This is a genomic window from Xenophilus sp. Marseille-Q4582 (assembly GCF_916700565.1).
GTDB lineage: Bacteria > Pseudomonadota > Gammaproteobacteria > Burkholderiales > Burkholderiaceae_C > Xenophilus.
In genome coordinates this window covers 832798-855070 of record NZ_CAKAKO010000004.1, presented here as the reverse complement: position 1 = coordinate 855070, position 22273 = coordinate 832798, and the positions used below count along the sequence as shown (strand labels likewise).

The window sequence follows — 22273 nt, the reverse complement described above, 5'->3', positions numbered from 1 at the left end:
GAAACGACAAAGGGGCCTGCGAGCCCCTTTGTCGTTCTGGATCGAGGCGCGCAAACCGCGCCCTCTTGCCCTCAATCCGCGGTCAGTTCGAACACCGCCATCGACTCGACATGCGCCGTGTGCGGGAACATGTTGACCACGCCCGCATGCGTGCAGCGGTAGCCGGCCTGGTGCACGAGCAGGCCGGCATCGCGCGCCAGCGTCGCGGGGTTGCAGCTCACGTAGACGATGCGCTGCGGCGGCACCCAGCCGGCCGGGCGCAGTGCGGGCTGCTGGTGCAGGTCGGCCAGCGCCTTCGACAGCGCAAAGGCGCCTTCGCGCGGCGGATCGACCAGCCAGCGCTGCGCCACGCCATCGGCGGCCAGCATCTCGGGCGTCATCTCGAACAGGTTGCGCGCCACGAACCGCGTCTCGGCCCAGCGCTTGCCGCCGCAGGCCTGGCGATTCGCCTCCAGGTTCTGCAGGGCGCGCTGCACCAGCGTGTCGCTGCCCTCGATGCCGAGCACCTCGCGCGCCTGCGTGGCCAGCGGCAGCGTGAAGTTGCCCAGGCCGCAGAACCAGTCGATCACGCGCTCGCCGGGCTGCACGTCCAGCAGGCGCAGCGCGCGCGACACCAGCACGCGGTTGATGTGCGGGTTGACCTGCGTGAAGTCGGTCGGCCGGAAGGGCATGCGCACGCCGAAATCGGGCAACTCGTAGGCCAGCTGCGGCGCGCCATCCTCGTCCATCCGGTGCACGGTGTCCGGCCCCTTGGGCTGCAGCCACCACTGCACGCCTTCATGCTCGCGCGCAAAGGCGCGCAGGCGCTCGCGGTCGGCCTCGCCCAGCGGCACCAGGTGGCGCAGCACCAGCGCGATCACGCCCAGCTTCGCCTCGCCCGGCGCGTCGCCGCAGGCCATTTCGATCTGCGGGCACTGCTCGCGCGCGTCCAGGCTGTCGATCAGCGCGCGCAGGGGCACCAGCATCGCGCTCACGCGCGCGGGCAGCACCGGGCACACCGACATGTCGGCCACGTAACGGCTCTTGCGCTCGTGAAAGCCGATCAGCGTCGTGCCCTTCTTGAGCACGTAGCGCACCGACAGCCGTGCGCGGTAGCGGTAGTGCCAGGCCGGGCCCTCGAGCGGGCGCAGCACGGTTTCGGCCTTCACCTTGCCCAGGTGCCACAGGTTGTCTTCCAGCGCGCGCTGCTTGACGGCCACCTGCGCGGCCGCATCCAGATGCTGCATCTTGCAGCCGCCGCAGGCGCCGGCATGCAGGCCGAAATGCGGGCAGCGCGGCTGCACGCGCTGCGAGGATTCGCGGCGCACGGCCAGCAGGCTGCCTTGCTCCCAGTTGTTCTTCTTGCGATGGACGTTGACGCGCACCTCCTCGAAGGGCAGCGCGCCTTCGACGAAAACGACCTTGCCGTCCTCGCGATGGCCCACGCCCTGGGCGTCCAGGTCCATGGACTCGATCCGCAGCCAGGGGTTGGGCGGCGGCGCGGCGCCTTCCTGCGCGTTCTTCTGCGCCGTGTGCTCGTGGGGGGTCTCTGTCGTCATGGCTGGATTCTCGTGCGCCTGCGCCCAGGCAGCGGGAGCGGGTGAAAAAGCAAAGCCCGCCTCGAAGGCGGGCTCTGGCGTGGGGCAAAGCGGCGCGGCCGCGCTCAGCGCGCCGGCAGGTAGCGCGACGGGTCGACCGGCTTGCCCTGGCGCCGGATCTCGAAGTGCAGTTTCACGCGGTCGGCGTCGCTGCTGCCCATCTCGGCGATCTTCTGGCCCTTGCGCACGCGCTGGTCTTCCTTGACCAGCAGGGTCTGGTTGTGGGCGTAGGCCGTCAGGTAGGTGTTGTTGTGCTTGAGGATGATGAGGTTGCCGTACCCGCGCAGGCCCGCGCCCGCGTAGACCACCTGCCCGTCCGCAGCGGCCACGATGGGGTCGCCGGCCTTGCCGCCGATGTCGTAGCCCTTGTTCTTGGCCTCATCGAAGCCGGCGAGCAGCGTGCCCTGCGCGGGCCAGATCCAGCCCACGCTCTCGTCGCCCGAGGCGGCGGCCGGCGGCGCGACCGAAGCCGTCGTCACGGGCGCCGGCGGCTTGGGCACTTCGGCCGGGGCGGGCACGGCCGGGGCCGCGCTGGCGGAGGCTGCCGGCGCCAGCGCCGGGGCCGGCGAAGGTGCGGCGGCAGTGGCGACGGGCGGCACCACGCGCAACACCTGGCCCACTTCGATGCGGTCCGGATTGGCCTCGAGGTTGTTCCAGCGCACGATGTCTTGCCAGCGCTGGCTGGTGTCACGCGCGATCTTGCGCACCGTGTCGCCGGGGCGCACTTCGTAATAGCCGGGTTTGCCGAGGTTTTCGATGCCCGGGGGCGGCTTCACCGGCGGCGTCTCCGGCATGCCGGCGTCTGCGGCCGGGGCGCCGCCCATGGTGCCGCGGTCTTCCACCGGCGCGGGGCTGGTGGTGTTCGACGCGCAGCCGGCGATGACCAAGGACAACAGCAGCGCCGCAAGCCCCAGGGGGGCGCGTCGCTGCTTCTCAAAACCCTGCATGTGTCTTTCCTTCAAGCAATGCCGGATTTTAGGGGGACGAAGTGCACCGGCTCAAGCATTCGGCGTTCGATCCCTCGGGCATTTTTATCAATGACGACAAGCGCTTGGCCGCCATTTGCAGACTGCATCGGAGCTACGATGCGCCCGCCCACCGCCAGTTGCTCGACCCAGGTGGCCGGCACATCCTCGCCCCCGGCCGCCGCCACGATGCCGGCGTACGGCGCGCCCTTGGCATAGCCCAGCCGGCCATCGCCGAGGATCAGATGCACCGTGGCCAGCCGGAACGGACGCAGATTGGCGCGCGCCTTCTCGTGCAGCCCGCGCAGGCGTTCGATGCTGTAGACCTCGGTGGCCACGTGGCTCAGCACCGCGGCCTGGTAGCCGCAGCCGGTGCCGATGTCCAGCACGCGGCCCAGGCGGTCCTGCGGCTTGCCTGCCAGGGCGGGCGCGCCCAGCAGCAGTTCGACCATGCGCGCCACCACGCTGGGCTTGGAAATGGTCTGGCCCAGCCCGATGGGCAGGCTGGTGTCCTCGTAGGCCTGGTTGACCAGCGCGCTGTCCACGAAGGCGTGGCGCTCGACCGCGCCCAGCGCCTGCAGCACACGCGCATCGGCGATGCCCTGCGCGGCCAGTTTCTGCACCATGCGCGCGCGCACGGCGGCCGACGCCATCGCGGGCGTGCTGCTCACCGGGGGCGGGCGCACCGCCGGCACCGCCGGCTTGTTGCGCTGGAGCGCGGAAACCGGCGACGAAGAGGTCAGCCGGGCAGGAAAGGAAGGACGGGGAGCTTGCGCCATGGCTCAGGCGGCGGCGTCCAGGCGCGCCACCGCGCTGCGCCACTCGCCCAGCCGCGCGTGGTCGGTCAGGTCGATCTGCAGCGGCGTGAGCGCCACATGCCCTTCGGCCGTGGCATGGAAGTCGGTGCCCTCCCCGCTGTCCTTGGCACCGCCGGCGCCGGCGATCCAGTACATGGTCTCGCCGCGCGGGCTGTCCTGCGTGATCACCTTTTCGGCCGCGTGCCGCCGGCCCAGGCGGCACACCTTGATGGGCTTGAGTTCCTCGACCGGCCGGTTCGGCACGTTCACGTTCAGCAGCCAGGCCGGCCCGCCCAGCATCTGCTCGCGCCGGATGCGCTGCACCAGGCGCTGCGCGACCTGCGCAGCCGCCTCCACGTGCGCCCAGCCCTTCTCGATCTGGGAGAAGGCGATCGCCGGAATGCCGAAGAGGTAGGCCTCCATGGCCGCGCCCACGGTGCCGGAATAGATCGTGTCGTCGCCCATGTTGGCGCCGTTGTTGATGCCCGAGACGACGAGGTCGGGCCGGTAGTCCAGCAGGCCCTTGAGCGCGATGTGCACGCAATCGGCGGGCGTGCCCGTCACGTAGCGGAAGCCGTTGTGGGCGCGATGCACGTACAGCGGCGCGGACAGCGTCAGGGCGTTCGATTTGGCGCTGTTGTTGTGCTCGGGCGCGACCACTTCGACCTGCACGCCCTCCAGTTGCGCCAGGGCGTCGTGCAGCGCCACGATGCCGGGTGCCTGGTAGCCGTCGTCGTTGGAAATCAGGATCTTCATGTCTTCCCGGATTCTAGGTGCGCAGGCAGGCCGCGCCCGGGCGGGCGCGTGCGTGCGCAGCCCGTCACACCAGAGACAAGAAGGCCTGCCAGCGGCCCCCTATCATGCGCCGCATCAACGACCGAGAGACGATCCTATGCATGCTTGGCTTTGCGAGAACCCCGTTGGCGTGGACGCGCTGGCCTGGAAGGAATTGCCCACGCCCCAGCCCGGTCCGGGCCAGGTTCTCGTCCAGATCAAGGCCGCCAGCCTGAATTTCCCCGACATCCTGATCGTCCAGAACAAATACCAGATCAAGCCGCCGCTGCCTTTCGTGCCGGGTTCGGAATATGCCGGCGTGGTGCAGGCCGTGGGCGAAGGTGTCACGCACCTGAAAGTGGGCCAGAACGTGGCCTGCCTGTCGGGCACGGGCGGCTTTGGCACCCACACGCTGGCGCCGGCCGCCTTGTGCATGCCGTTGCCCGACGGTTTCGGCCCTGTGGATGCCGCGGCATTCATCATGATCTACGCCACTTCGTGGCATGCGCTCATCGACCGCGCGCAATTGAAGGCGGGTGAAACGGTGCTGGTGCTGGGGGCTGCCGGCGGCGTGGGCACGGCCGCCATCCAGATTGCCAAGGCGGCGGGGGCCCGAGTGATTGCCGCGGCCTCCAATGACGAGAAATGCGCGCTGTGCAAATCGCTGGGTGCCGACCTCACCATCAATTACGGCGTGCACACCCCCGCCAGCGGTTTGCGCGACGCCATCAAGGAAGCCACCGGCGGCAAGGGGCCGGACGTGATCTACGACCCGGTGGGCGGTGAATTCGCCGAGCCGGCCTTCCGATCGATCGCCTGGCGCGGCCGTTATCTGGTGGTGGGTTTTGCCTCGGGCCCGATCCCGGCGCTGCCGCTGAACCTGCCGCTGCTCAAGGGTGCCTCGCTGGTGGGCGTTTTCTGGGGCGATTTCGCTAAGCGCGAACCCCAGGCCAATGCGCAGATGATGGCCGAATTGGCCCGCTGGTACGGCCAGGGCAAGATCAAGCCGGTGATCGACCGCACCATGCCGATGTCCGAACTCAAGGCGGCCTATGCGCACATGGGATCGCGCGGCGTCAAGGGCAAGCTGGTGCTCGTGAACGAATGAGCGCACCGCCGGCCCGCACCGGCGCTCGCATAAAAAAAGCCCGCGAATGCGGGCTTTTTCTTGCGGGGTCACCGACGCGCGGCATGCGCACGCGGCCCGCGGCGTCACTGGATCTCGAATTCCTCGAGCGACTTGCCGGCGGCCAGCGCCTCGACCACCCAGCGCGGCTTGCGGCCACGGCCACCCGACCAGGTTTCGCCCGTGGGGCTGCGGTATTTGGCGGCGCCGGCGGTTTTGGCGGGGGAAGCGCTCACGCTGCGCTTGCCGGGGCCGCGCGCGGTCGACAGGCGCAAATCGCTGGCCGTGATGCCGTACTCGGCAATCTTTCGGCGCAGTTCCTCGATCACACCCGCGCGTTCCTGGTTGCGCAGCTGTTCGGCCTGCTTGCGCAATTCAGCGATCTTCTCGTCGTGCTGTTGAATCTGCGAATTGATTTCTGCGAGAGTGGTCATTGGATGCCCTTGAAAAACACAACGCGGCGATTCTAGATGAATGAATTGGGCGCTGAAAAGCGCCGCGTAAAACGCCTGCGCATCCCGCCGATGCGCCCGCGGCTCTTTTTTTGGGGAGCGCCCGCGCTTTCAACGCACGCCGGGGCCCGGCGACGCCCGGCGCCTGGCCGCCCGGAAAAAAGACGGCGTCCTACAGATTCAAGAGCAACTGCAGGCCGCTTTTTCCGCCGGCACGCGCTCTTGCGCATGGCAATAACGGGCGGCTTTTTATCCCAGGCACCAAAGCATGAAGGCTCGCCCCGGGGCCGTGCCCTGCAGCAGCGTCCATGCCGCGCTGGCCGCCAGGGCCGCGCCCGCCAGCCGCACGCCCCATTCACCGCGCCACCGGGATGCCCCACCCGTGGCTCCCTGCCAGCCCGTCGCCGCGAGCCGCAGCCAGAGCCAGGGGCCGGCCCACAGCCACAAGCCGCTGCCGAGGGCGAACAGCGCCATGGTGGCCGCGCCCGAAGCCACGTCACCCGCCAGCGCCGCCACCAGCAGGGCCGAATAGAGCAGGCCGCAGGGCAGCAGCGCCCACATCGCGCCGAGCAGCCAGGGCCCGCCGCGCGTGGCGCTCATGCGGCGCACCTGCTGCCACAGGCCCCGCGCCGGCCCGTCGAGCCACAGTGGCTGGCGCGCGCGCACCAGCAGCACCAGGCCCAGCAGCAGCGCCGCCACGTGCAGCATCGTCCAGACGGGCCGCAAGGCCGCGGTGTGGCTGCCCAGCCAGCCGATGCCCTGCACCGTGGCGGCGGCCACGCCGCCGAGTGCGGCATAGCCGCCCAGGCGGCCCAGTTGGAAACCGGCCAGCGCCCGCCCCTGGCGCGGCCCCGCCGCCTGGCCCACGCCCGCGCAGGCGGCCCCGCACATCGCCACGCAATGCGGGCCGCCGGCCAAGCCCATCAGCAGGGCCGTGAGCGCGAGGGAGCCGTTCATGGCCGGCCGTCAGATGATTCGCGAGAAGCGCGAGCGCGCCTGGTCCGCCTGCAGGTAGCGGTCGAAGACCATGGCCACGGCGCGCACGAAGAACCAGCCCATGGGCGTGACCTGCACCTCGCGGGCGCTGAGCCGCACCAGCCCCTGGGCCTGCAGCCCTTCGAGCGCCTGCAGCTCGGCCGCGAAGTACTTCTGGAAGTCGACCAGGTGCGCCAGGCTGATGGCTTCGAAGTCCACCCGCCCCTGGCACATCAGCGCCATGATCACCGTGCGCCGCAGCACGTCGTCGCGCGTCAGCGCCAGGCCGCGCACCACGGGCAGGCGCCCCTGGTCCAGCAGGTCGTAGTACTCGTCCAGCGTCTTCACGTTCTGGCTGTAGGTCGCGCCCACGCGGCCGATGGCCGACACGCCCAGCGCGATGATGTCGCAGTCGGGCTGCGTGCTGTAGCCCTGGAAATTGCGGTGCAGCCGGCCCTGGCGCTTGGCCACGGCCAGCGTGTCCTCCGGCAGCGCGAAATGGTCCATGCCGATGTAGGCATAGCCGGCGCGGCCGAAGGCGGCGATGGAACGCGACAGCATCTCGACCTTCACCCCGGCGGGCGGCAGATCGGCATCGAGGATGCGCCGCTGCGGCTTGAAGCGCGCGGGCAGATGGGCATAGGCATAGAGCGCGATGCGGTCGGGCCGCAATTCGCACACCTGTGCCAGCGTACGGTCGAAGGACTCGGCGCTCTGCCGGGGCAGACCGTAGATCAGATCCACGTTCACCGACGCGAAGCCCAGGCGCCGCGCCTCGGCCACCAGCTCGAAGACCTGCGCGGCCGGCTGGATGCGGTGCACCGCCTTCTGCACGGCCGGGTCGAAATCCTGCACGCCGAAGCTCAGCCGGTTGAAGCCCAGCGCCGCAAGGTGGGCCAGCCGCGCCTTGCTGATGGTGCGCGGGTCCACCTCGATCGAATACTCGCCGTTCGGCGCGAAATTGAAGGCGCCGCGCAACATCTGCATGAGCTGCGCCAGCTCCTCGTCGCTCAGGAAGGTGGGGGTGCCGCCGCCCAGGTGCAGCTGGCTGACAGGCATGCCTTCACCCAGGTGCGCGGTCTGCAGCCGTAGTTCCAGTGCCAGGTAGTCCAGGTAGCGCCGGGCCTTGTCATGGTGGCGGGTGATGATCTTGTTGCAGGCGCAGTAGTAGCACAGCGACTCGCAAAAAGGCAGGTGCACGTACAGCGACAAGGGCAGCGCCCGAGCCGCGGCGTGGTCGCGGCGCTGCCGCAGCGCCTGCGCGTAGTCGCTGTCGCCGAAGGCTTCCACGAAGCGGTCGGCGGTGGGGTACGAGGTATAGCGCGGGCCGGGCACGTCGAAGCGGCGCAGCAGCGCGGCGTCGATCACGGGCGACGGCGGCGCCGACACGGCGGAGACGGACGGCACGAGACGGAGGGAGGGCGGCTTCATCGCAGAGACGGAAACCTTCGTTTTCGAGGATGACCCGACTGTGCACCTGCCGGCCCGACGCTCCGTTGACCTGCATCAAATGCCGGCGTGTTGACAGGCGCACAATTAACATATGTCATCTCTGGCCGCCGGCCCCTGCGGGGGGCGCACCACAGGTCCATTCCTTTTCCGACGCTGGACGTCGCCCTTACGCCATGACGCCTGACACCATCAAGATCGCCTGCTCCAACTGCAACCTGCGCGAGCTGTGCATGCCGGTGGACCTGCAGCCCAACGAGCTGGAGCGGCTGGACGAACTGGTGGCCACGCGCCGCAAGGTCAAGCGCAAGGAGCTGCTGTTCCACAACGGCGAGCGCTTCACCTCGCTGTTCGCCATCCGCACCGGCGTGTTCAAGACCCGGGTGACCACGGAAGACGGACGCGACCAGGTCACGGGCTTCCAGATGGCCGGCGAGATCATCGGCCTGGACGGCATCGTCAACGGCCAGCATTCCTGCGATGCCGTGGCGCTGGAGGATTCCGAGGTCTGCGTGATGCCCTACGAGCGGCTGGAAGAGCTGTCGCGCGAGGTCACGGCGCTGCAGCGCCACGTGCACCAGGTCATGAGCCGCGAGATCGTGCGTGAGCATGGCGTGATGCTGCTGCTGGGCAGCATGCGCGCCGAGGAGCGCCTGGCGGCTTTCCTGCTGAACCTGGTGCAGCGCCTGCATGCACGCGGCTTCTCGGCCACCGAACTGATCCTGCGCATGACGCGCGAGGAAATCGGCAGCTACCTGGGCCTGAAGCTGGAAACCGTGAGCCGCACCCTGTCCAAGTTCGTCGAGGAAGGCGTGGTGGAAGTGAACCAGCGCCACGTGCGCATCACCGACGCCGAGGCGCTCAAGCGGCTGGCCAATCCGACGGTCTGCAACTGAACCCGGATTCGGCGTTCGCACGGCCCTGCGCCGTCCGGAAGCTTCGAGAGCGGCTTGCGAGCCGCTCTCTTTCTTTGCGCCAGGGGGCGCGCGTCAGCCGCGCTTCTGCGGCTGCGACGCGTTGAGTTCGCCCTCGCTCATCGTGAGCAGCACGGCCAGCGCGCTGGACAGCAGCGTCACGGTCCAGAACGCGAAGAAGGACACTGCGTAGATCGCCTGCCGGGACAGGCCGAGCGGTTCGCCGAACCAGTGCATCTCGCCCGGGTCCAGGCAGGCGAAGACCAGGAATTCCAGCACACAGGCCGCAAGGAACGAAGACCAGCCGATCGCCATCAGGCGGCGCGCTTGCATGGCTTGTCCACCTCAAGGCTTGAGCGGCATGTCGACCGTGGGCGTGTTCGCGTGATTGCGCCCCTGCTGCGCCGGCGCCAGCGCGCGCTGCGCTTCCAGCGTCTGGTTGATCTCGATGCCCTTGCGGTAGTAGTCGGGCTCGATCACCGGATCCGGGTCGGTCATCGCGATCCAGGCGGTGGCGATGGCGGCCACCACCACGACGGCCGGGCCGCCGACCACCATCCACATCAGGGGATGGCGCCACCAGGGGCCGGAATCGGGCTCGCGCTCGGGGCGTTGAGGGGTGTTCATGAGGGGAATGCTAGCCATGGGATGTAACTCCGTTCAACGCGGCACGATGAAGGCCGCTTTCTCCGACACCTGGGCGCTGCCGCCCTCCTCGCGCACGCCGATGTGCACCACGTGCGAGCCGGGCGGGCGCGCCTCGTACGGGATCTGCAGCCGCACGGCCACGTAGCGCGATTCGGCCGGGCCCACCGCGATGACCGGCTCGTCGGTGGCCACGGCAATGCCCGGAATGCCTTCGGCGCTGATGCGGTAGCGCTGCGGCTTTTCGGTGGCATTCATGATCTGCAAGCGGTAGACGTTCTCCAGCCGCCCGCCTTCCACGATGCGCGCCAGCGAGGCGCGGTCGCGCACCACGTTCACCTTCAGCGGCGTGCGCACCACCAGGCTGGTCAGCATGCCGACCACCAGCAGTCCCAGAACCGCGGTGTAGATCAGCACGCGCGGCCGCAGCACGCGGCGCAGCAACTGACGCGGCGACCAGCGGTGGGCCATGCCGTTCGTCGTGTCGAAGCGGATCAGCCCCTGGGGGTAGTTCATCTTCTCCATCACGGTGTTGCAGGCGTCCACGCACAGGCCGCAGCCGATGCATTCGTACTGCAGGCCGTTGCGGATGTCGATGCCCGTGGGACAGACCTGCACGCACAGGCCGCAGTCGATGCAGTCGCCCAGGCCCTTGGCCTTGTGGTCCACGTTGCGCCCGCGCGGTGCGCGCGGCTCGCCGCGCTGGGTGTCGTAGCTCACCACCAGCGTGTCGGCGTCGAACATCGCGCTCTGGAAGCGCGCATAGGGACACATGTACTTGCACACCTGCTCGCGCATGAAGCCCGCGTTGCCGTAGGTCGCGAAGGCGTAGAAGAAGACCCAGAACACCTCCCACGAGCCCAGCTGGGTCTGCAGGAACTCCAGGCCCAGCACGCGGATGGGCGTGAAGTAGCCCACGAAGGTGAAGCCGGTCCACATCGCGATGCCGATCCAGACGATGTGCTTGAAGCTCTTCTTGACGAACTTCTCCATCGACAGCGCCTCGCCGTCCAGCCGCATGCGCGCGTTGCGGTTGCCCTCGATCTTGTGCTCCACCCACATGAAGATCTCGGTGTAGACGGTCTGCGGGCAGGCGAAGCCGCACCACAGGCGGCCCGCCACGGCCGTGAAGAGAAAGAGCGCGAGCGCCGAGATGACCAGCAGGCCCGCCAGGTAGATCAGGTCCTGCGGGTAGAGCACCAGCCCGAAGAGGTAGAAGCGCCGCGCGGCCAGGTCGAACAGCACCGACTGCCGCCCGCCCCACTCGATCCAGGGCAGGCCGTAGAAGACGAGCTGCGTGAGAAAGACCATGCCCCAGCGCCAGCGCGCGAAGACCCCGCTGATGCTGCGCGGGTAGATCTTCTTGCTGGCCGCGTACAGGCGAATGCTCTCTTCCTGCGGCTCGGCGGCGATGGGGATGACGCGGCGTGGGGAGCCGCTGCTTTTTGGTTCTGACATGACAAGGGAAAAGGCCGGCCCCGCGAGCCGGCCCTCTTCATCGCTGGGCCGCTGCAGTCACCGGCGCATTCGACAGGCCCCACACATAGGAAGCCAGCACCTTGATCTGCGCCTCGGTCAGCCGGCCCTTCTGCGCCGGCATCTCGTTGTGCTTGCCGTTGGCGATCATGGCGATGATGGCGGCCTCGCCATAGCCGTGCAGCCAGATGTTGTCGTTCAGGCGCGGCGCGCCCAGGGCCGGGTTGCCGTCGCCGGTGGCGCCGTGGCAGGCCGCGCAGACCGCGTACTTGGGCTTGCCCAGGCCGGCGCGCAGCGAATCGTGCGGGCTGCCAGACAGGCTCAGCACATAGTGCGCGACGTTCTTGACGTCGTCGGCACTGCCCACGGCGGCGGCCATCGGCGCCATCACGCCCACGCGGCCTTCGGTGATGGACTGGACGATGTTCTCGGGCTCGCCGCCATGCAGCCAGTCCTTGTCGGCCAGGTTGGGAAAGCCCTTGCTGCCGCGCGCGTCGGAGCCGTGGCACTGCGCGCAGTTGTTCATGAACAGGCGCTCGCCGATGGCATGGGCCGCGGGGTCGGCGGCGATCTGCGGCGTGTCCATCTCCATGAAGCGCGCGTAGACGGGCTCCAGCGCCGCGTTCGCCTTGGCCACCTCGTTCTCGTACTGGCCCGCCGAACTCCAGCCCAGCTTGCCGGGCATGGTGCCCAGGCCGGGGTAGAAGAACAGGTAGGCCACCGAGAACACGATGGTGATGATGAACAGGCCCACCCACCACAAGGGCAGCGGGTTGTTGGATTCGCGCAGGTCCTCGTCCCAGACGTGGCCCGTGGTGTTGTCGTCGGCCGACTGGACCTTCTTGCGCGCCGTGAGCCACAGCAGGATCGCGCAGCCCAGGATGCTCAGGAGCGTGGCCGCTATGACGTAGTTCGACCAGAAGTTGCTGACGAAGTCGCTCATCGTGTTCTCTCTTTCGTCGTCAATCCTGCTCGAAAGGCAGGTGGGCGGCCTCGTCGAAGCGAGACTTGTTGCGGCGCGCGTAGGCCCAGGCCACGATGGCCAGGAACAGGACCAGGCAGGCCACGGTGGCCACGGAACGCAGGGTGGTGATGTCCATCGCTCAGTTCTCCTCGATCACTTCAGCGCCGTGCCCAGCGACTGCAGGTAGGCGATGGTGGCTTCCATCTCGGTCTTGCCTTCCACGTCCGCGGCGGCACTGGCGATTTCTTCGTCGCTGTAGGGCACGCCGACCTTGCGCAGCGCCCGCATGTTGGCCTGCAGCTGCTTGCCGTCGACGGTGTTCTTCTCCAGCCAGGCGTAGGCCGGCATGTTGGATTCGGGCACCACGTCGCGCGGGTTCACCAGGTGCACGCGGTGCCACTCGTCGCTGTACTTGCCGCCCACGCGGTGCAGGTCGGGGCCGGTGCGCTTGCTGCCCCACTGGAAGGGATGGTCGTAGACGAATTCGCCCGCCACCGAGTAGTGCCCGTAGCGCATGGTCTCGGCGCGCAAGGGCCGGATCATCTGCGAGTGGCAGTTGTAGCAGCCCTCGCGCAGGTACACGTCGCGCCCGGCCAGTTGCAGGGCCGTGTAGGGCTTGAGGCCCGCCACCGGCTCGGTGGTGGACTTCTGGAAGTACAGGGGCACGATCTCCACCAGGCCGCCCACCGCAACCACCAGCAGGATCAGCACGATCATGAGGAAGTTGTTGGTCTCGACCTTCTCGTGGGTGAAGCCGGACGATGGCTTGTTCTCGGTGCTCATGGCGTTTTTCTCCTCAGGCATGAGCCGCTTGGACGGGCGGAATCACGGCGCGCGCCGCGCGGCCCGACACCACGGTCATCCAGGTGTTCCAGGCCATGACCACCATGCCGCCCAGGTACAGCAGGCCGCCCAGCAGGCGCACGGCATAGAAGGGGTAGGTGGCCTTCACCGACTCGGCGAAGGTGTAGGCCAGCGTGCCGTCGGGGTTCACCGCACGCCACATCAGCCCCTGCATCACGCCGGCGATCCACATCGCGGCGATGTACAGCACGATGCCGACGGTGGCCATCCAGAAGTGCAGTTCGATGGCCTTGATGCTGAACATCGTGGTGCGGCCGTACATGCGCGGGATCAGGTAGTACAGCGAGCCCATCGAGATCAGACCCACCCAGCCCAGGGCACCGGAGTGCACGTGGCCCACGGTCCAGTCGGTGTAGTGCGACAGGGCGTTGACGGTCTTGATGGACATCATCGGGCCCTCGAAGGTGGACATGCCGTAGAAGGACAGGGCCACGATCAGGAAGCGCAGGATCGGGTCGGTGCGCAGCTTGTGCCAGGCGCCCGAGAGGGTCATCACGCCGTTGATCATGCCGCCCCAGCTGGGCGCCAGCAGGATCAGCGAGAACAGCATGCCCACCGACTGCGTCCAGTCCGGCAGCGCGGTGTAGTGCAGGTGGTGCGGGCCCGCCCACATGTAGGTGAAGATCAGCGCCCAGAAGTGGACGATGGACAGGCGGTAGCTGTAGACCGGGCGCTCGGCCTGCTTGGGGATGTAGTAGTACATCATCCCGAGGAAGCCGGCCGTGAGGAAGAAGCCCACGGCGTTGTGGCCGTACCACCACTGCACCATCGCGTCCTGCACTCCGGCGTAGGCCGAGTAGCTCTTCATCAGGCCCGAGGGGATGGCGGCGCTGTTGACGATGTGCAGCAGCGCCACGGCGATGATGAAGGCGCCGTAGAACCAGTTGGCCACGTAGATGTGGCGCACCTTGCGCATGCCCACGGTGCCGAAGAACACGATGGCGTAGGACACCCACACGGCGGCGATCAGGATGTCGATGGGCCATTCCAGCTCGGCGTATTCCTTGCCCTGGGTGTAGCCCAGCGGCAGCGAGATGGCGGCCGCCACGATGACCAGCTGCCAACCCCAGAAGGTGAAGGCCGCCAGCTTGGGCAGGAACAGCGCCGTCTGGCAGGTGCGCTGCACCACGTGGTAGCTGGTGGCGAACAGCGCGCAGCCACCGAAGGCGAAGATCACCGCATTGGTGTGCAGCGGCCGCAGCCGGCCGTAGCTGAGCCACGGAATGCCCAGGTTGAGTTCGGGCCAGGTCAGCTGCGCGGCGATGACCACGCCGACGAGCATGCCGACCACGCCCCAGACCACCGCCATCAGTGAGAACTGGCGCACGACGGTGTCGGTGTAGACCGCTGCAGGGGGGGTTGCTGTCTGCATCATGGAGTACGGGTTTTTAGGGATGTTGCAAAGTGTCCGCCGGGGCATCAGGGGCTTGATTGATCAAGATCAATCGCCGCGCAGAATGCGCTCGCCTTCCTTCTCGATGTCGTCGAACTGGCCACGCTCCACCGTCCACCAGAGGGCGGCGATGATGGCCAGCACCAGCAGGACCGACAGCGGCACCAGCACGAAAAGGATGTCCATTCAGGCCTCCTGCGCCTGCGGGGGCGCCGGCAGGTCGCGCGCCACGCGCGTGCTGTTGAGCACCACCAGCACCGAACTGGCCGCCATGCCCAGGCCCGCCAGCCAGGCCGGCATCAGGCCCATGAGCGCGAAGGGCACGCTCAGCAGGTTGTAGGCGGCCGACCAGGCCAGGTTCTGGCGCACCACGCGCAGCGTGCGGCGCGCCTGGGCCACGGCCAGGGGAATCACCGACAGGTCGTCGGCCAGCACCACAAAGTCGGCCCGCGCCTGGGCCAGCGGCACGGCCTGGCCGAAGGCGAAGGAGGCATCGGCCTGCGCCAGCACGGGACCGTCGTTGAGCCCGTCGCCCACCATGGCCACGCGGTGGCCCTCGGCCTGCCATTGCTTCACGCTCGCCAGCTTGTCCTCCGGCGCGCAGTCGCCGCGCACGCGATCCGCCGCGATGCCGGCGGCCGCCGCCAGCGCGGCCGCCGCCGGCGCGCGGTCGCCCGACAGCAGCTGGACCTCAACACCCTGCCCACTCAGGGCCTGCACGGCGGCAGGCGCCTCGGTGCGCAGGTCTTCTTCCAGCGCGAAGCTGGCCAGCCAGCCTTGCTCGTCGGCCAGGTGGACTTGCAGCAGATCCGCCGGCAGCCGCTCCACGCCGCAATAGGCCGCCGATCCCAGCCGATGCAGGCCGCCGTGCTGATGCAGGTGCTGCAGCAGAGCCTGCACGCCCTGCCCCATCTGCTCCTGCAGCCCGCCGGCACGCCAGGCCGGAGGTTGGCCGTGCGTCTGCGCCCAGGCCTGCGCCAGCGCCCGCGAGGCCGGGTGCAGCGAGCCCTGCGCCAGCGCCGCGGCGCGCGCCAGCGCCTCGCCCGGCGGCATGCCGCGCCGGCTGTAGATGCGCGCCAGCCGGGGCGTGTCGCGCGTCAGCGTGCCGGTCTTGTCGAAGACCAGCGTGTCCACGGCGGCCAGCGGCTCCAGCGCCTGCAGCCTTCCCACCAGCACGCCGCGCCGCGCCAGCGCGCCAGCGCTGGCCAGCATGGCCGCCGGCGTGGCCAGCGACAGCGCGCAGGGGCAGGTCACGATCAGCACCGAGACGGCGATCATCAGCGCGCGCCCCGGATCGGTGGGCCACCACCAGAGCACGGCGCCGAAGGCGGCCAGCAGCACCACGGCCAGGAAAGGGCTGGCGATGCGGTCGGCCAGCTGCGCCAGGCGCGGGCGCTGCGTGGCGGCCTCGTCCATCAGCGCCACGATCTGACCGAAGCGCGTGGAGGCGCCGACCGAGGTGGCGCGCACCAGCACCACGGCCGCGAGGTTGTGGCTGCCCGCATGCACGCGCGCGCCGCAGGGCCGCGGCACCGGGCGCGATTCGCCCGTGAGCAGCGCCTCATCGGCCAGCGTGTCGCCTTCGATCACCACGCCGTCGGCGGCGAAGGCCTCGCCGGGCTTCACGCGCAGCACGTCGCCGGGGCGCAGCCGGCGCGGCGCCACGGCTTCGAAACTGCCGTCGGCGCACTGGCGCTCGACCTGCTCGGGCAGCCGGTTGCCCAGCGCGTCCAGCGCGCCGGCGGTGCGCTCGCGCAGCCGCGCCTCCAGCCAGCGGCCGGTGAGCAGGAAGAACACGAACATGGTCAGCGAGTCGAAGTACACCTCGTGACCGAAGGGCCCCTGCGGATCGAAGGTGCCCGCCGTGCTGACGCCGAAGGCGATCGCCATGCCCAGGGCCACGGGCACGTCCATGCCGATGCGCCCGCGCCGCAGGTCGCGCCAGGCGCTGCGGAAGAAGGGGCCGCAGCAGAAGAACATGACGGGCAGGCTCAGCACCCACGAGGCCCAGCGCAGCAACTGCTCGATGTCGGGCGTCATGTCGCCCGGGCCGGCGATGTACGCGGGCAGCGCGTACATCATGACCTGCATCATGCACAGGCCCGCCACCAGCCAGCGGAACAGCATGCGGCGCGCCTCCTGCTGCCGCAGCAGGCGCAGCGAGGCGTCGCCCGCCGGCAGCAGCCGGTAGCCGAGCTGCGCCACGGCCTCCAGCCAGCGCGAGGGCCGCACCGCGCCGGGCGACCACACCAGGCGCGCGCGGCGGCTGGCGGCACTCACCACCACTTTCTGCACGCCGGGGATGCGCGCGAGCGCGTCCTCCAGCGTGAAGGAGCAGGCTGCGCAGGTCATGCCTTCGACGGCGAAGTTGGATTCCCAGCGGCCACCGGCCTCGAGCTCGCGGCCGAAGCCGCTCCATTCGGCCGGGTCGTCGAGGCGGGCGAAGGCCTGCCGCTCGGCGCCCGTGGGCAGGCCCGCGCAGCCCAGGATCGGTGCAGTGGACATGCATGCATGATGCGACCGCACACGCGGCAAGGATTTGACAGGGATCAAGGCTTTCGCGCGCCTTCCGGCTAAGCTGGCCCTGGCCACTGTCGGCCCGCGCCCCCGGACAAGGAGACCCCTCATGTACAAGCGCATCCTCGTCGCCACCGACGCCACACCCCTGTCGAAGAAGGCGGTCGCCCATGCCATCGGCCTGGCCGCCGGCACGGGCGCCGAGCTGGTAGTGCTCACCGTGACCCAGCGCTACCCCACGAGCTACATGGAAGGGGCCATCGCCTTCGAGGCGGTCGACGTGGCCCGGATCGAGAAGCAGTGGACCGAGCAGGGCCGCGCGCTGGTCGACCGCTATGTGCAGCAGGCCGAAGCCAAGGGCGTGGTGGCCCGCGGCGCCGTCGCCAAGTCGGACCTGGTGGCCGAGTCGATCATTGCCGCGGCCACCAAGCACAAGGCCGACCTGATCGTGATGGCCTCGCATGGCCGCAAGGGCCTCAAGCGCCTGCTGATGGGCAGCGAGACGCTCAACGTGCTGACGCATTCCAGCATTCCGGTGCTGGTGCTGCGCTGAACCCCGGCCCTTGGTCCCGCCGCGCGCGTTCACGCGCCCGCGGCTGACAAGCACGGACCCGGCCGCGTCATAAGATTTGGACGCAAGGCCGCGCAGGCCCTGCCCCGCGTGCAAGCCATAGCTCCAAGAACGACAGCGCTGCGATGTCCGTGGCCGGACTGCCCGATGCCCGCATCGGTCCCGCCTTTCATTGTTTTTTTGAGGAGTGCACACCTATGAAGATCGTCGTCGCCGTGGACGGCAGCGCCTACACCCGCAAGGCCCTGGACTACCTGGTGGCTCACCGCGCCCAGTTCGTCGAAGGCAATGAGCTGATCCTGGTCAACGTCTGCGCGGCCATTCCGCCGCACGCCAGCCGCCACATCAGCAAGGAGCTGCTCCACGAGTACTACGCCGAGGAAAGCGCCAAGGTGCTCGATCCCGTGAAGGCGCAGCTGGCGCAGCTGGGCGTGAGCAACTACAGCATCCAGAGCCGCCACGGCAATGCCGCGGCCGAGATCGTCGCCGCCGCCAACGAGGCGGATGCCGGCCTGATCGTGGTGGGCACGCGCGGCCATGGCGCGCTGGGCCGCGCGCTCATGGGTTCGGTGGCGACCAACGTGATCGCCGATGCGGAACGCAGCGTGCTGCTGGTGCAGTAAGCCGCGGCGGGCCGCCGCGCATCGGCCGCCGCCGTGCGCATGAAAGCCGGGCCCTGCGCCCTGCTTTTTCCTTGGCGGCAGGGACGGGCGTGCGAGGACTCACGCGACCGGGGTCCGGCGCCAGCGCGGCCACCTTGCCAGAGTCAGCGCGCGCAGCAGCCCTTCCACCGGGCCATGGACATGGCGCTGCATCCACCAGCGCGACAGCAGCAGTTGCAGGCCGAACAGCAGAAGGACCAGCACCAGCACGCCGAGCGGCGGCACCGCACTGACCCGGCGCAGGCCCCAGCCCGTGAACACGAAGGCGCACAGCACCGACTGCATCAGGTAGTGGGTGAGCGCCATGCGGCCGGCCGGCGCCAGCCAGGCCGCCAGGCATGGCCCGCAGGCGCTGCGCCACAGCAGCAGGAAGGCGGCGCCGTAGCTCAGCGACAGCAGGGGCGCCGTCGCCAGCCCCACGGCCAGGCCCAGCAGCTTCCACGAAATCGGCACCGACGGCAGCGCGGTGGTGGCATAGAAGGCCGCGCCCGCCAGCCCGGGCAGCAGGCCGATCAGCAGCAGCTGGCGCAGACGGCCCGGCTCGCGCCACGGGTCGGCCAGCGCCTCGCGCCGGCCCAGGGCGTAGCCCACCAGGAACATCACGGCCACGAAGGGCCCCTGCACCAGCATCAGCTGCCACCAGATGCTGCCCGCCCATTCGCGCGTGTTCTGCAGCACGGTGCCCGCCCAGCCGCTGCGGTAGGCGGCCAGTGCCGCCTGCGCATCGGTGCGATAGGCCGTGGCGTCGTCCACGGTGCCCGGCAGCCAGAGGATGAACAGCCCCAGCAGCAGCCACAGCGAGACGGCGAGCAGGCCCATCCAGCGCGCGCGGCGCAGCGCCCGGCCCGGATCCAGCCGCCGCCAGGCCAGCAACGGCAGGCCCAGCAGCGCATAGGCCAGCAGGATGTCGCCCGGGTAGAACAGCATGGCGTGGGCCAGGCCCAGCACCGCCAGCCCCACCAGGCGCCGCAGGAAGCGCGGCGCGAAGGCTGCGCCGCTGCGCTGCGCGGCCGTCATCTGCAAGGTGAAGCTGTAGCCGAAGAGAAAGGAGAACAGCAGGTAGAACTTGGTCTCGAACACGCAGGCCACGAACCAGCGCACCGCCGCATCCACGGGGGCGTCGAAGGCCGGGTCGGGCAGCCCCAGCGCCTGGTAGGGCGAAGCGATCATCGCGCTGTTGACCACGAAGATGCCGAACAGCGCGAAGCCGCGCAGGCCGTCCACGTGCGCCAGCCTGTCTGCCTGGCCGGTCCCTGTTCGCGTCGTTGCTGCGCCCATCTGATCCGCTTTGGCGCATGCGCCCGGCGCGCATGCGTACGAGAAGTCTAGCGACGCCTCCTTGAGCCCTGCCCGCCATCGGGGCCGCATCACGGCGTCAGCAGAGGTCCGTCGCGCTTCAGAAGCGCTGCGGCGAATAGGGCCGCGGATCGACATACGGCGTCTCGCCGCCGATCAGCTCGGCGACGAGCCGCCCGCTGGCCGGCCCCAGGGTGAAGCCCTGGTGGCCATGGCCGAAGTTGAACCACAGGCCGGGGTGGCGCGGCGCAGCGCCGATGACCGGCTTCATGTCGGCCGTGCAGGGGCGCGCGCCCAGCCAGGGCTGGGCTTCCACGCCCTGGCCCAGGTCCACCAGCTCGCGCGTGGAGCGTTCGGCCTCGGCCAGCTGCACGGGCGTGGGCGGGGCATCGATGGGGGCGAACTCGGCGCCCGTGGTCAGGCGCAGGCCACGCCGCATGGGCGCGAGCATCACGCCCTGCTCGACGTCGAGCAGGGGCATGTCCAGCGTCGCGCCGCCCGCGTAGTGGCGGTGGTAGCCGCGCTTGACGAACAGCGGGAAGCGGTAGCCGAAGCGCACGAGCGCGGCATCGGCCCAGGGCCCCAGCGCCAGCACCGCATGCGCGGCCTGGACCGGCCCTTCCTGCGTATCGACCGCCCAGCCTGCGCCCTGCCGGCGCAGGCTGGCGGCATCGCCGCGCAGCAGCCGCCCGCCCATGCGCTCGAACAGCGCGGCATAGCGGGCGACCAGTTCGCCGGGGTCGTTGACGGCCCAGGGGTCGCGCCAGTGGATGGCCCCTGCCAGGCGCTGGCGCAGGGCGGGCACGCGGTGCGCCAGCGCCTCGCCGTCGAGCAGGTCGCAGCCCAGGCCGTGGGCCTGCGCCGCCTCCCGGGCCTCGCGGCCGGCCTGCTCGAACAGGGCGGGCGTGCGAAAGCCCTGCATCCAGCCTTCCCGCTTGACCAGGTCTTCGGCATCGGCCTGGCGGATCCAGCCGGCGTGCTCGCTGAGGCTGTGCGCGATCAGCGCCGCGTAGGCGGCCGCGATGCCGGGATAGGCCCGCGGCGCCGAATGCGACCAGTAGCGGTACAGCCGCGTCGCGAGCGCCGGCATGCCGGCCGCGTGGTAGTGCACGTCGTTGCCGCGCCGCAGCGCCACCTGCACCAGCTTGCGCCAGTCGCGCGGAAAGGCATAGGGCCGAACGGCTTCGCGCTGGATGATGCCGGCGTTGCCGTACGAAGTCTCCTGGCCCGGCGCCTTGCGGTCGACCAGCGTGACCGCATGGCCGCGCTGGCGCAGCGCCAATGCCGTGCCCACGCCGACCATGCCGGCGCCCAGGACCAGGATGTCTGAACTCATGTCGCTTCGTGCGGCCGCGGCCGCCTGTGAGGGATGAAGGAACGCAGCTTAGGCCCGCAGCGCCGCGGTCACGCAGATTTCGACGCGCGCGGGCGCGACCAGCTGCGAAACCACCGTCGCGCGCACGGGCAGCGGGTCGCGGAAGTGTTCGGCATAGACCTTATTGAACTCGGCGAAATCCTCCTTGTGCGTGAGGAAGACGTTCACCGACACGACGTCGCTCAGGTCCAGCTGCACGGTGGCCAGGGTGGCCGCGATGCGCGCCAGCGTCAGGCGCGTCTGGGCCGCGATGCCTTCGGGAATGCTGCCGTCGGAGGCGAAAGGCATCTCGCCGGCCAGGAAGGCCAGGCCGGCGGCGACGCGGATTTTCGAGAAGGGCAGGTTCTGGGCAGCGGTCATGGCAGTCGGGACAAAGAAGTAGAGAAGAGCCGGCCGGCAGGGCGGCGCGCGCGGCAGCGCAGGCAACGCCGTGCGGCGGCCGAGGGCGCATTCTCGGCCCGCGCTGCATTCCATTCATCGCCGAAATCAGAAAGTTTTGTTGCGGCCTTGGCAATCCAGCCGTGCGCTTCCCGCTGTCTCGCGTCAGCCGGTGGCCCGGATGGCCTCCACCAGGTGCTGAACGAAGGCCTTGGCCGCCTCCGGCAGGTTGCGGCCAGCCAGGGTCTGCACTTCCAAGTAGCGCTCGTTCATCTCGCGGTCGCGCAACGGCACGGCCGCAACCGCATGGGCCAGCAGGCGCGTGCGGATGGAAATCTCGCCATAGAAGGCGATGGCCTGGCCGCCCGCCGCCACGAAGCTGGCCAGGGTGTCGGCATGGTTGCTGACCAGCGCCGGCGCGTAGCGCAGGCCCTGGCGCGAACAGCTGATGTCCAGCAACTGGCGCAGCGAACTGTCCTTGGGCGGCAGCGCCAGCGGATGCTCCACCACCTGGGCCAGCGACACGTGGCGCTGTTGGGCAAGCGGATGGCGCGTGCCCATGATGGCCAGCACGGGGCTGGGATGCCGCAGCTCGACGCGCAGGCCCAGCTCGGGCAGGGCGCTGAGCGTGATGCCGATGTCCGCCTCGCCGTCACGCACGCGGCGCGCGATCTGGCCCTGCGGAAACACGTCAAGGTGGAACAGGATGCCGCCATGCCGCTGCTGGAAGGTGGCGATCAGCGTGGGCAGGAAATCGGCCGCGAAGCCGCCCGTGCTGGCGATGCGCACGCTGCCCGCGCGCAGGCCGCGCAGCGCACCGATCTCCGAGGCGACGCGCTCGATGTCCTGCTGCTGGCGGCTGGCATGGGCGGCCAGCAGCTCGCCCGCGGCGTTGGGCACCATGCCGCGCGCGCGCCGCTCGAAAAGCAGCGTGTCCAGTTCCTGCTCCAGCCGCGCGATCTGCCGGCTGACGGCCGAGGGCGCCACGTTGAGCTTGAGGGCGGCCTCCTTGACCGAGCCGGTGCGCACCACTTCGACGAAGTAGCGCACCGCGGTCTCCTGCAGCACCCGGGTGTGCATCGAGCGGCCTCCTTGGATTGCCA

General features: G+C 69.6%; 24 protein-coding genes. 4 read left to right on the top strand and 20 right to left on the bottom strand.

Features of this window, described 5'->3' with window-relative positions; all coding sequences use genetic code 11:
* Positions 1-71 precede the first annotated feature (71 nt).
* From rlmD to surE, 4 genes are all read right to left on the bottom strand, one after another.
* On the bottom strand, positions 72-1538 hold the full coding sequence (rlmD, locus tag LG388_RS19460) for a 23S rRNA (uracil(1939)-C(5))-methyltransferase RlmD (protein ID WP_225784325.1): 1467 nt from the start codon (positions 1536-1538) through the stop codon (positions 72-74).
* Between the two features lie 104 nt (positions 1539-1642).
* Positions 1643-2524 carry a peptidoglycan DD-metalloendopeptidase family protein gene (locus tag LG388_RS19455; protein ID WP_225784324.1) on the bottom strand — a complete coding sequence of 294 codons (882 nt, stop codon included), beginning with the start codon at positions 2522-2524 and terminating at the stop codon, positions 1643-1645.
* Positions 2525-2535: 11 nt separating this feature from the next.
* Entirely contained in the window at positions 2536-3321 is a 786-nt protein-coding gene (locus LG388_RS19450) for a protein-L-isoaspartate(D-aspartate) O-methyltransferase (RefSeq protein WP_370630202.1), read from the bottom strand.
* A 3-nt stretch (positions 3322-3324) separates the two neighbouring features.
* Entirely contained in the window at positions 3325-4095 is a 771-nt protein-coding gene (surE, locus tag LG388_RS19445; protein ID WP_225784323.1) for a 5'/3'-nucleotidase SurE, read from the bottom strand.
* A 136-nt stretch (positions 4096-4231) separates the two neighbouring features.
* Here surE and LG388_RS19440 point away from each other — a divergent pair, with 136 nt between their 5' ends.
* Complete coding sequence (locus tag LG388_RS19440; protein ID WP_225784322.1) at positions 4232-5221, top strand: NADPH:quinone oxidoreductase family protein; 990 nt, start codon at positions 4232-4234, stop codon at positions 5219-5221.
* A 104-nt stretch (positions 5222-5325) separates the two neighbouring features.
* Here the strand turns inward: LG388_RS19440 and LG388_RS19435 are convergent, their stop codons facing one another.
* The 3 genes from LG388_RS19435 to hemN all read right to left on the bottom strand — a co-directional run bounded on the left by LG388_RS19435 (position 5326) and on the right by hemN (position 8097).
* Positions 5326-5673 (bottom strand): H-NS family nucleoid-associated regulatory protein, encoded by a 348-nt coding sequence (locus LG388_RS19435; RefSeq protein WP_225784321.1) that lies wholly within the window; start codon positions 5671-5673, stop codon positions 5326-5328.
* A 267-nt stretch (positions 5674-5940) separates the two neighbouring features.
* A complete protein-coding gene (locus LG388_RS19430; RefSeq protein ID WP_225784320.1) occupies positions 5941-6648 on the bottom strand; it encodes a sulfite exporter TauE/SafE family protein in 708 nt (235 codons plus the stop codon).
* Between the two features lie 9 nt (positions 6649-6657).
* Positions 6658-8097, bottom strand: a complete 1440-nt coding sequence (hemN, locus tag LG388_RS19425; RefSeq protein WP_225784319.1) for an oxygen-independent coproporphyrinogen III oxidase — start codon at positions 8095-8097, stop codon at positions 6658-6660.
* A gap of 194 nt (positions 8098-8291) precedes the next feature.
* Between hemN and fnr the strand changes: the two genes are divergently transcribed.
* Positions 8292-9011, top strand: a complete 720-nt coding sequence (gene fnr / locus LG388_RS19420; protein ID WP_225784318.1) for a fumarate/nitrate reduction transcriptional regulator Fnr — start codon at positions 8292-8294, stop codon at positions 9009-9011.
* Positions 9012-9104: 93 nt separating this feature from the next.
* On the opposite strand, the gene LG388_RS19415 is transcribed toward fnr, so the two are convergent.
* The 9 genes from LG388_RS19415 to LG388_RS19375 all read right to left on the bottom strand — a co-directional run bounded on the left by LG388_RS19415 (position 9105) and on the right by LG388_RS19375 (position 16876).
* Positions 9105-9362 carry a hypothetical protein gene (locus LG388_RS19415; protein WP_225784317.1) on the bottom strand — a complete coding sequence of 86 codons (258 nt, stop codon included), beginning with the start codon at positions 9360-9362 and terminating at the stop codon, positions 9105-9107.
* 12 nt (positions 9363-9374) lie between these two features.
* Positions 9375-9674: a FixH family protein gene (locus tag LG388_RS19410; RefSeq protein ID WP_225784316.1), complete on the bottom strand. Its 300-nt coding sequence runs from the start codon at positions 9672-9674 to the stop codon at positions 9375-9377.
* A 15-nt stretch (positions 9675-9689) separates the two neighbouring features.
* Positions 9690-11132, bottom strand: coding sequence for a cytochrome c oxidase accessory protein CcoG (gene ccoG, locus LG388_RS19405; RefSeq protein WP_225784315.1), 1443 nt, complete (start codon positions 11130-11132; stop codon positions 9690-9692).
* A gap of 37 nt (positions 11133-11169) precedes the next feature.
* On the bottom strand, positions 11170-12093 hold the full coding sequence (gene ccoP, locus LG388_RS19400) for a cytochrome-c oxidase, cbb3-type subunit III (RefSeq protein WP_225784314.1): 924 nt from the start codon (positions 12091-12093) through the stop codon (positions 11170-11172).
* 19 nt (positions 12094-12112) lie between these two features.
* Positions 12113-12250, bottom strand: coding sequence for a cbb3-type cytochrome c oxidase subunit 3 (locus LG388_RS19395; RefSeq protein ID WP_225784313.1), 138 nt, complete (start codon positions 12248-12250; stop codon positions 12113-12115).
* A 17-nt stretch (positions 12251-12267) separates the two neighbouring features.
* The gene (ccoO, locus tag LG388_RS19390) at positions 12268-12897 is read right to left on the bottom strand and encodes a cytochrome-c oxidase, cbb3-type subunit II (RefSeq protein WP_225784312.1); all 630 of its coding nucleotides are present in this window, start codon (positions 12895-12897) and stop codon (positions 12268-12270) included.
* Positions 12898-12910: 13 nt separating this feature from the next.
* Positions 12911-14350, bottom strand: a complete 1440-nt coding sequence (gene ccoN, locus LG388_RS19385) for a cytochrome-c oxidase, cbb3-type subunit I (RefSeq protein ID WP_225784435.1) — start codon at positions 14348-14350, stop codon at positions 12911-12913.
* A gap of 69 nt (positions 14351-14419) precedes the next feature.
* Positions 14420-14557 carry a cbb3-type cytochrome oxidase assembly protein CcoS gene (ccoS, locus tag LG388_RS19380; protein WP_225784311.1) on the bottom strand — a complete coding sequence of 46 codons (138 nt, stop codon included), beginning with the start codon at positions 14555-14557 and terminating at the stop codon, positions 14420-14422.
* Positions 14558-16876 (bottom strand): cation-translocating P-type ATPase, encoded by a 2319-nt coding sequence (locus LG388_RS19375; RefSeq protein ID WP_225784310.1) that lies wholly within the window; start codon positions 16874-16876, stop codon positions 14558-14560. It abuts the gene before it with no gap.
* Between the two features lie 121 nt (positions 16877-16997).
* On the opposite strand from LG388_RS19375, the gene LG388_RS19370 reads away from it, so the two are divergent.
* Positions 16998-17441 (top strand): universal stress protein, encoded by a 444-nt coding sequence (locus LG388_RS19370; protein WP_225784309.1) that lies wholly within the window; start codon positions 16998-17000, stop codon positions 17439-17441.
* Between the two features lie 215 nt (positions 17442-17656).
* A complete protein-coding gene (locus tag LG388_RS19365) occupies positions 17657-18082 on the top strand; it encodes a universal stress protein (protein ID WP_225784308.1) in 426 nt (141 codons plus the stop codon).
* Between the two features lie 99 nt (positions 18083-18181).
* On the opposite strand, the gene LG388_RS19360 is transcribed toward LG388_RS19365, so the two are convergent.
* The 4 genes from LG388_RS19360 to LG388_RS19345 form a co-directional block, all read right to left on the bottom strand.
* Positions 18182-19399 (bottom strand): DUF418 domain-containing protein, encoded by a 1218-nt coding sequence (locus LG388_RS19360; protein WP_225784307.1) that lies wholly within the window; start codon positions 19397-19399, stop codon positions 18182-18184.
* Positions 19400-19517: 118 nt separating this feature from the next.
* Positions 19518-20753 carry an FAD-binding oxidoreductase gene (locus LG388_RS19355; protein ID WP_225784306.1) on the bottom strand — a complete coding sequence of 412 codons (1236 nt, stop codon included), beginning with the start codon at positions 20751-20753 and terminating at the stop codon, positions 19518-19520.
* A 48-nt stretch (positions 20754-20801) separates the two neighbouring features.
* Complete coding sequence (locus tag LG388_RS19350; protein WP_225784305.1) at positions 20802-21152, bottom strand: RidA family protein; 351 nt, start codon at positions 21150-21152, stop codon at positions 20802-20804.
* A 183-nt stretch (positions 21153-21335) separates the two neighbouring features.
* Entirely contained in the window at positions 21336-22250 is a 915-nt protein-coding gene (locus LG388_RS19345) for a LysR family transcriptional regulator (protein ID WP_225784304.1), read from the bottom strand.
* Between the last annotated feature and the right edge of the window lie 23 nt (positions 22251-22273).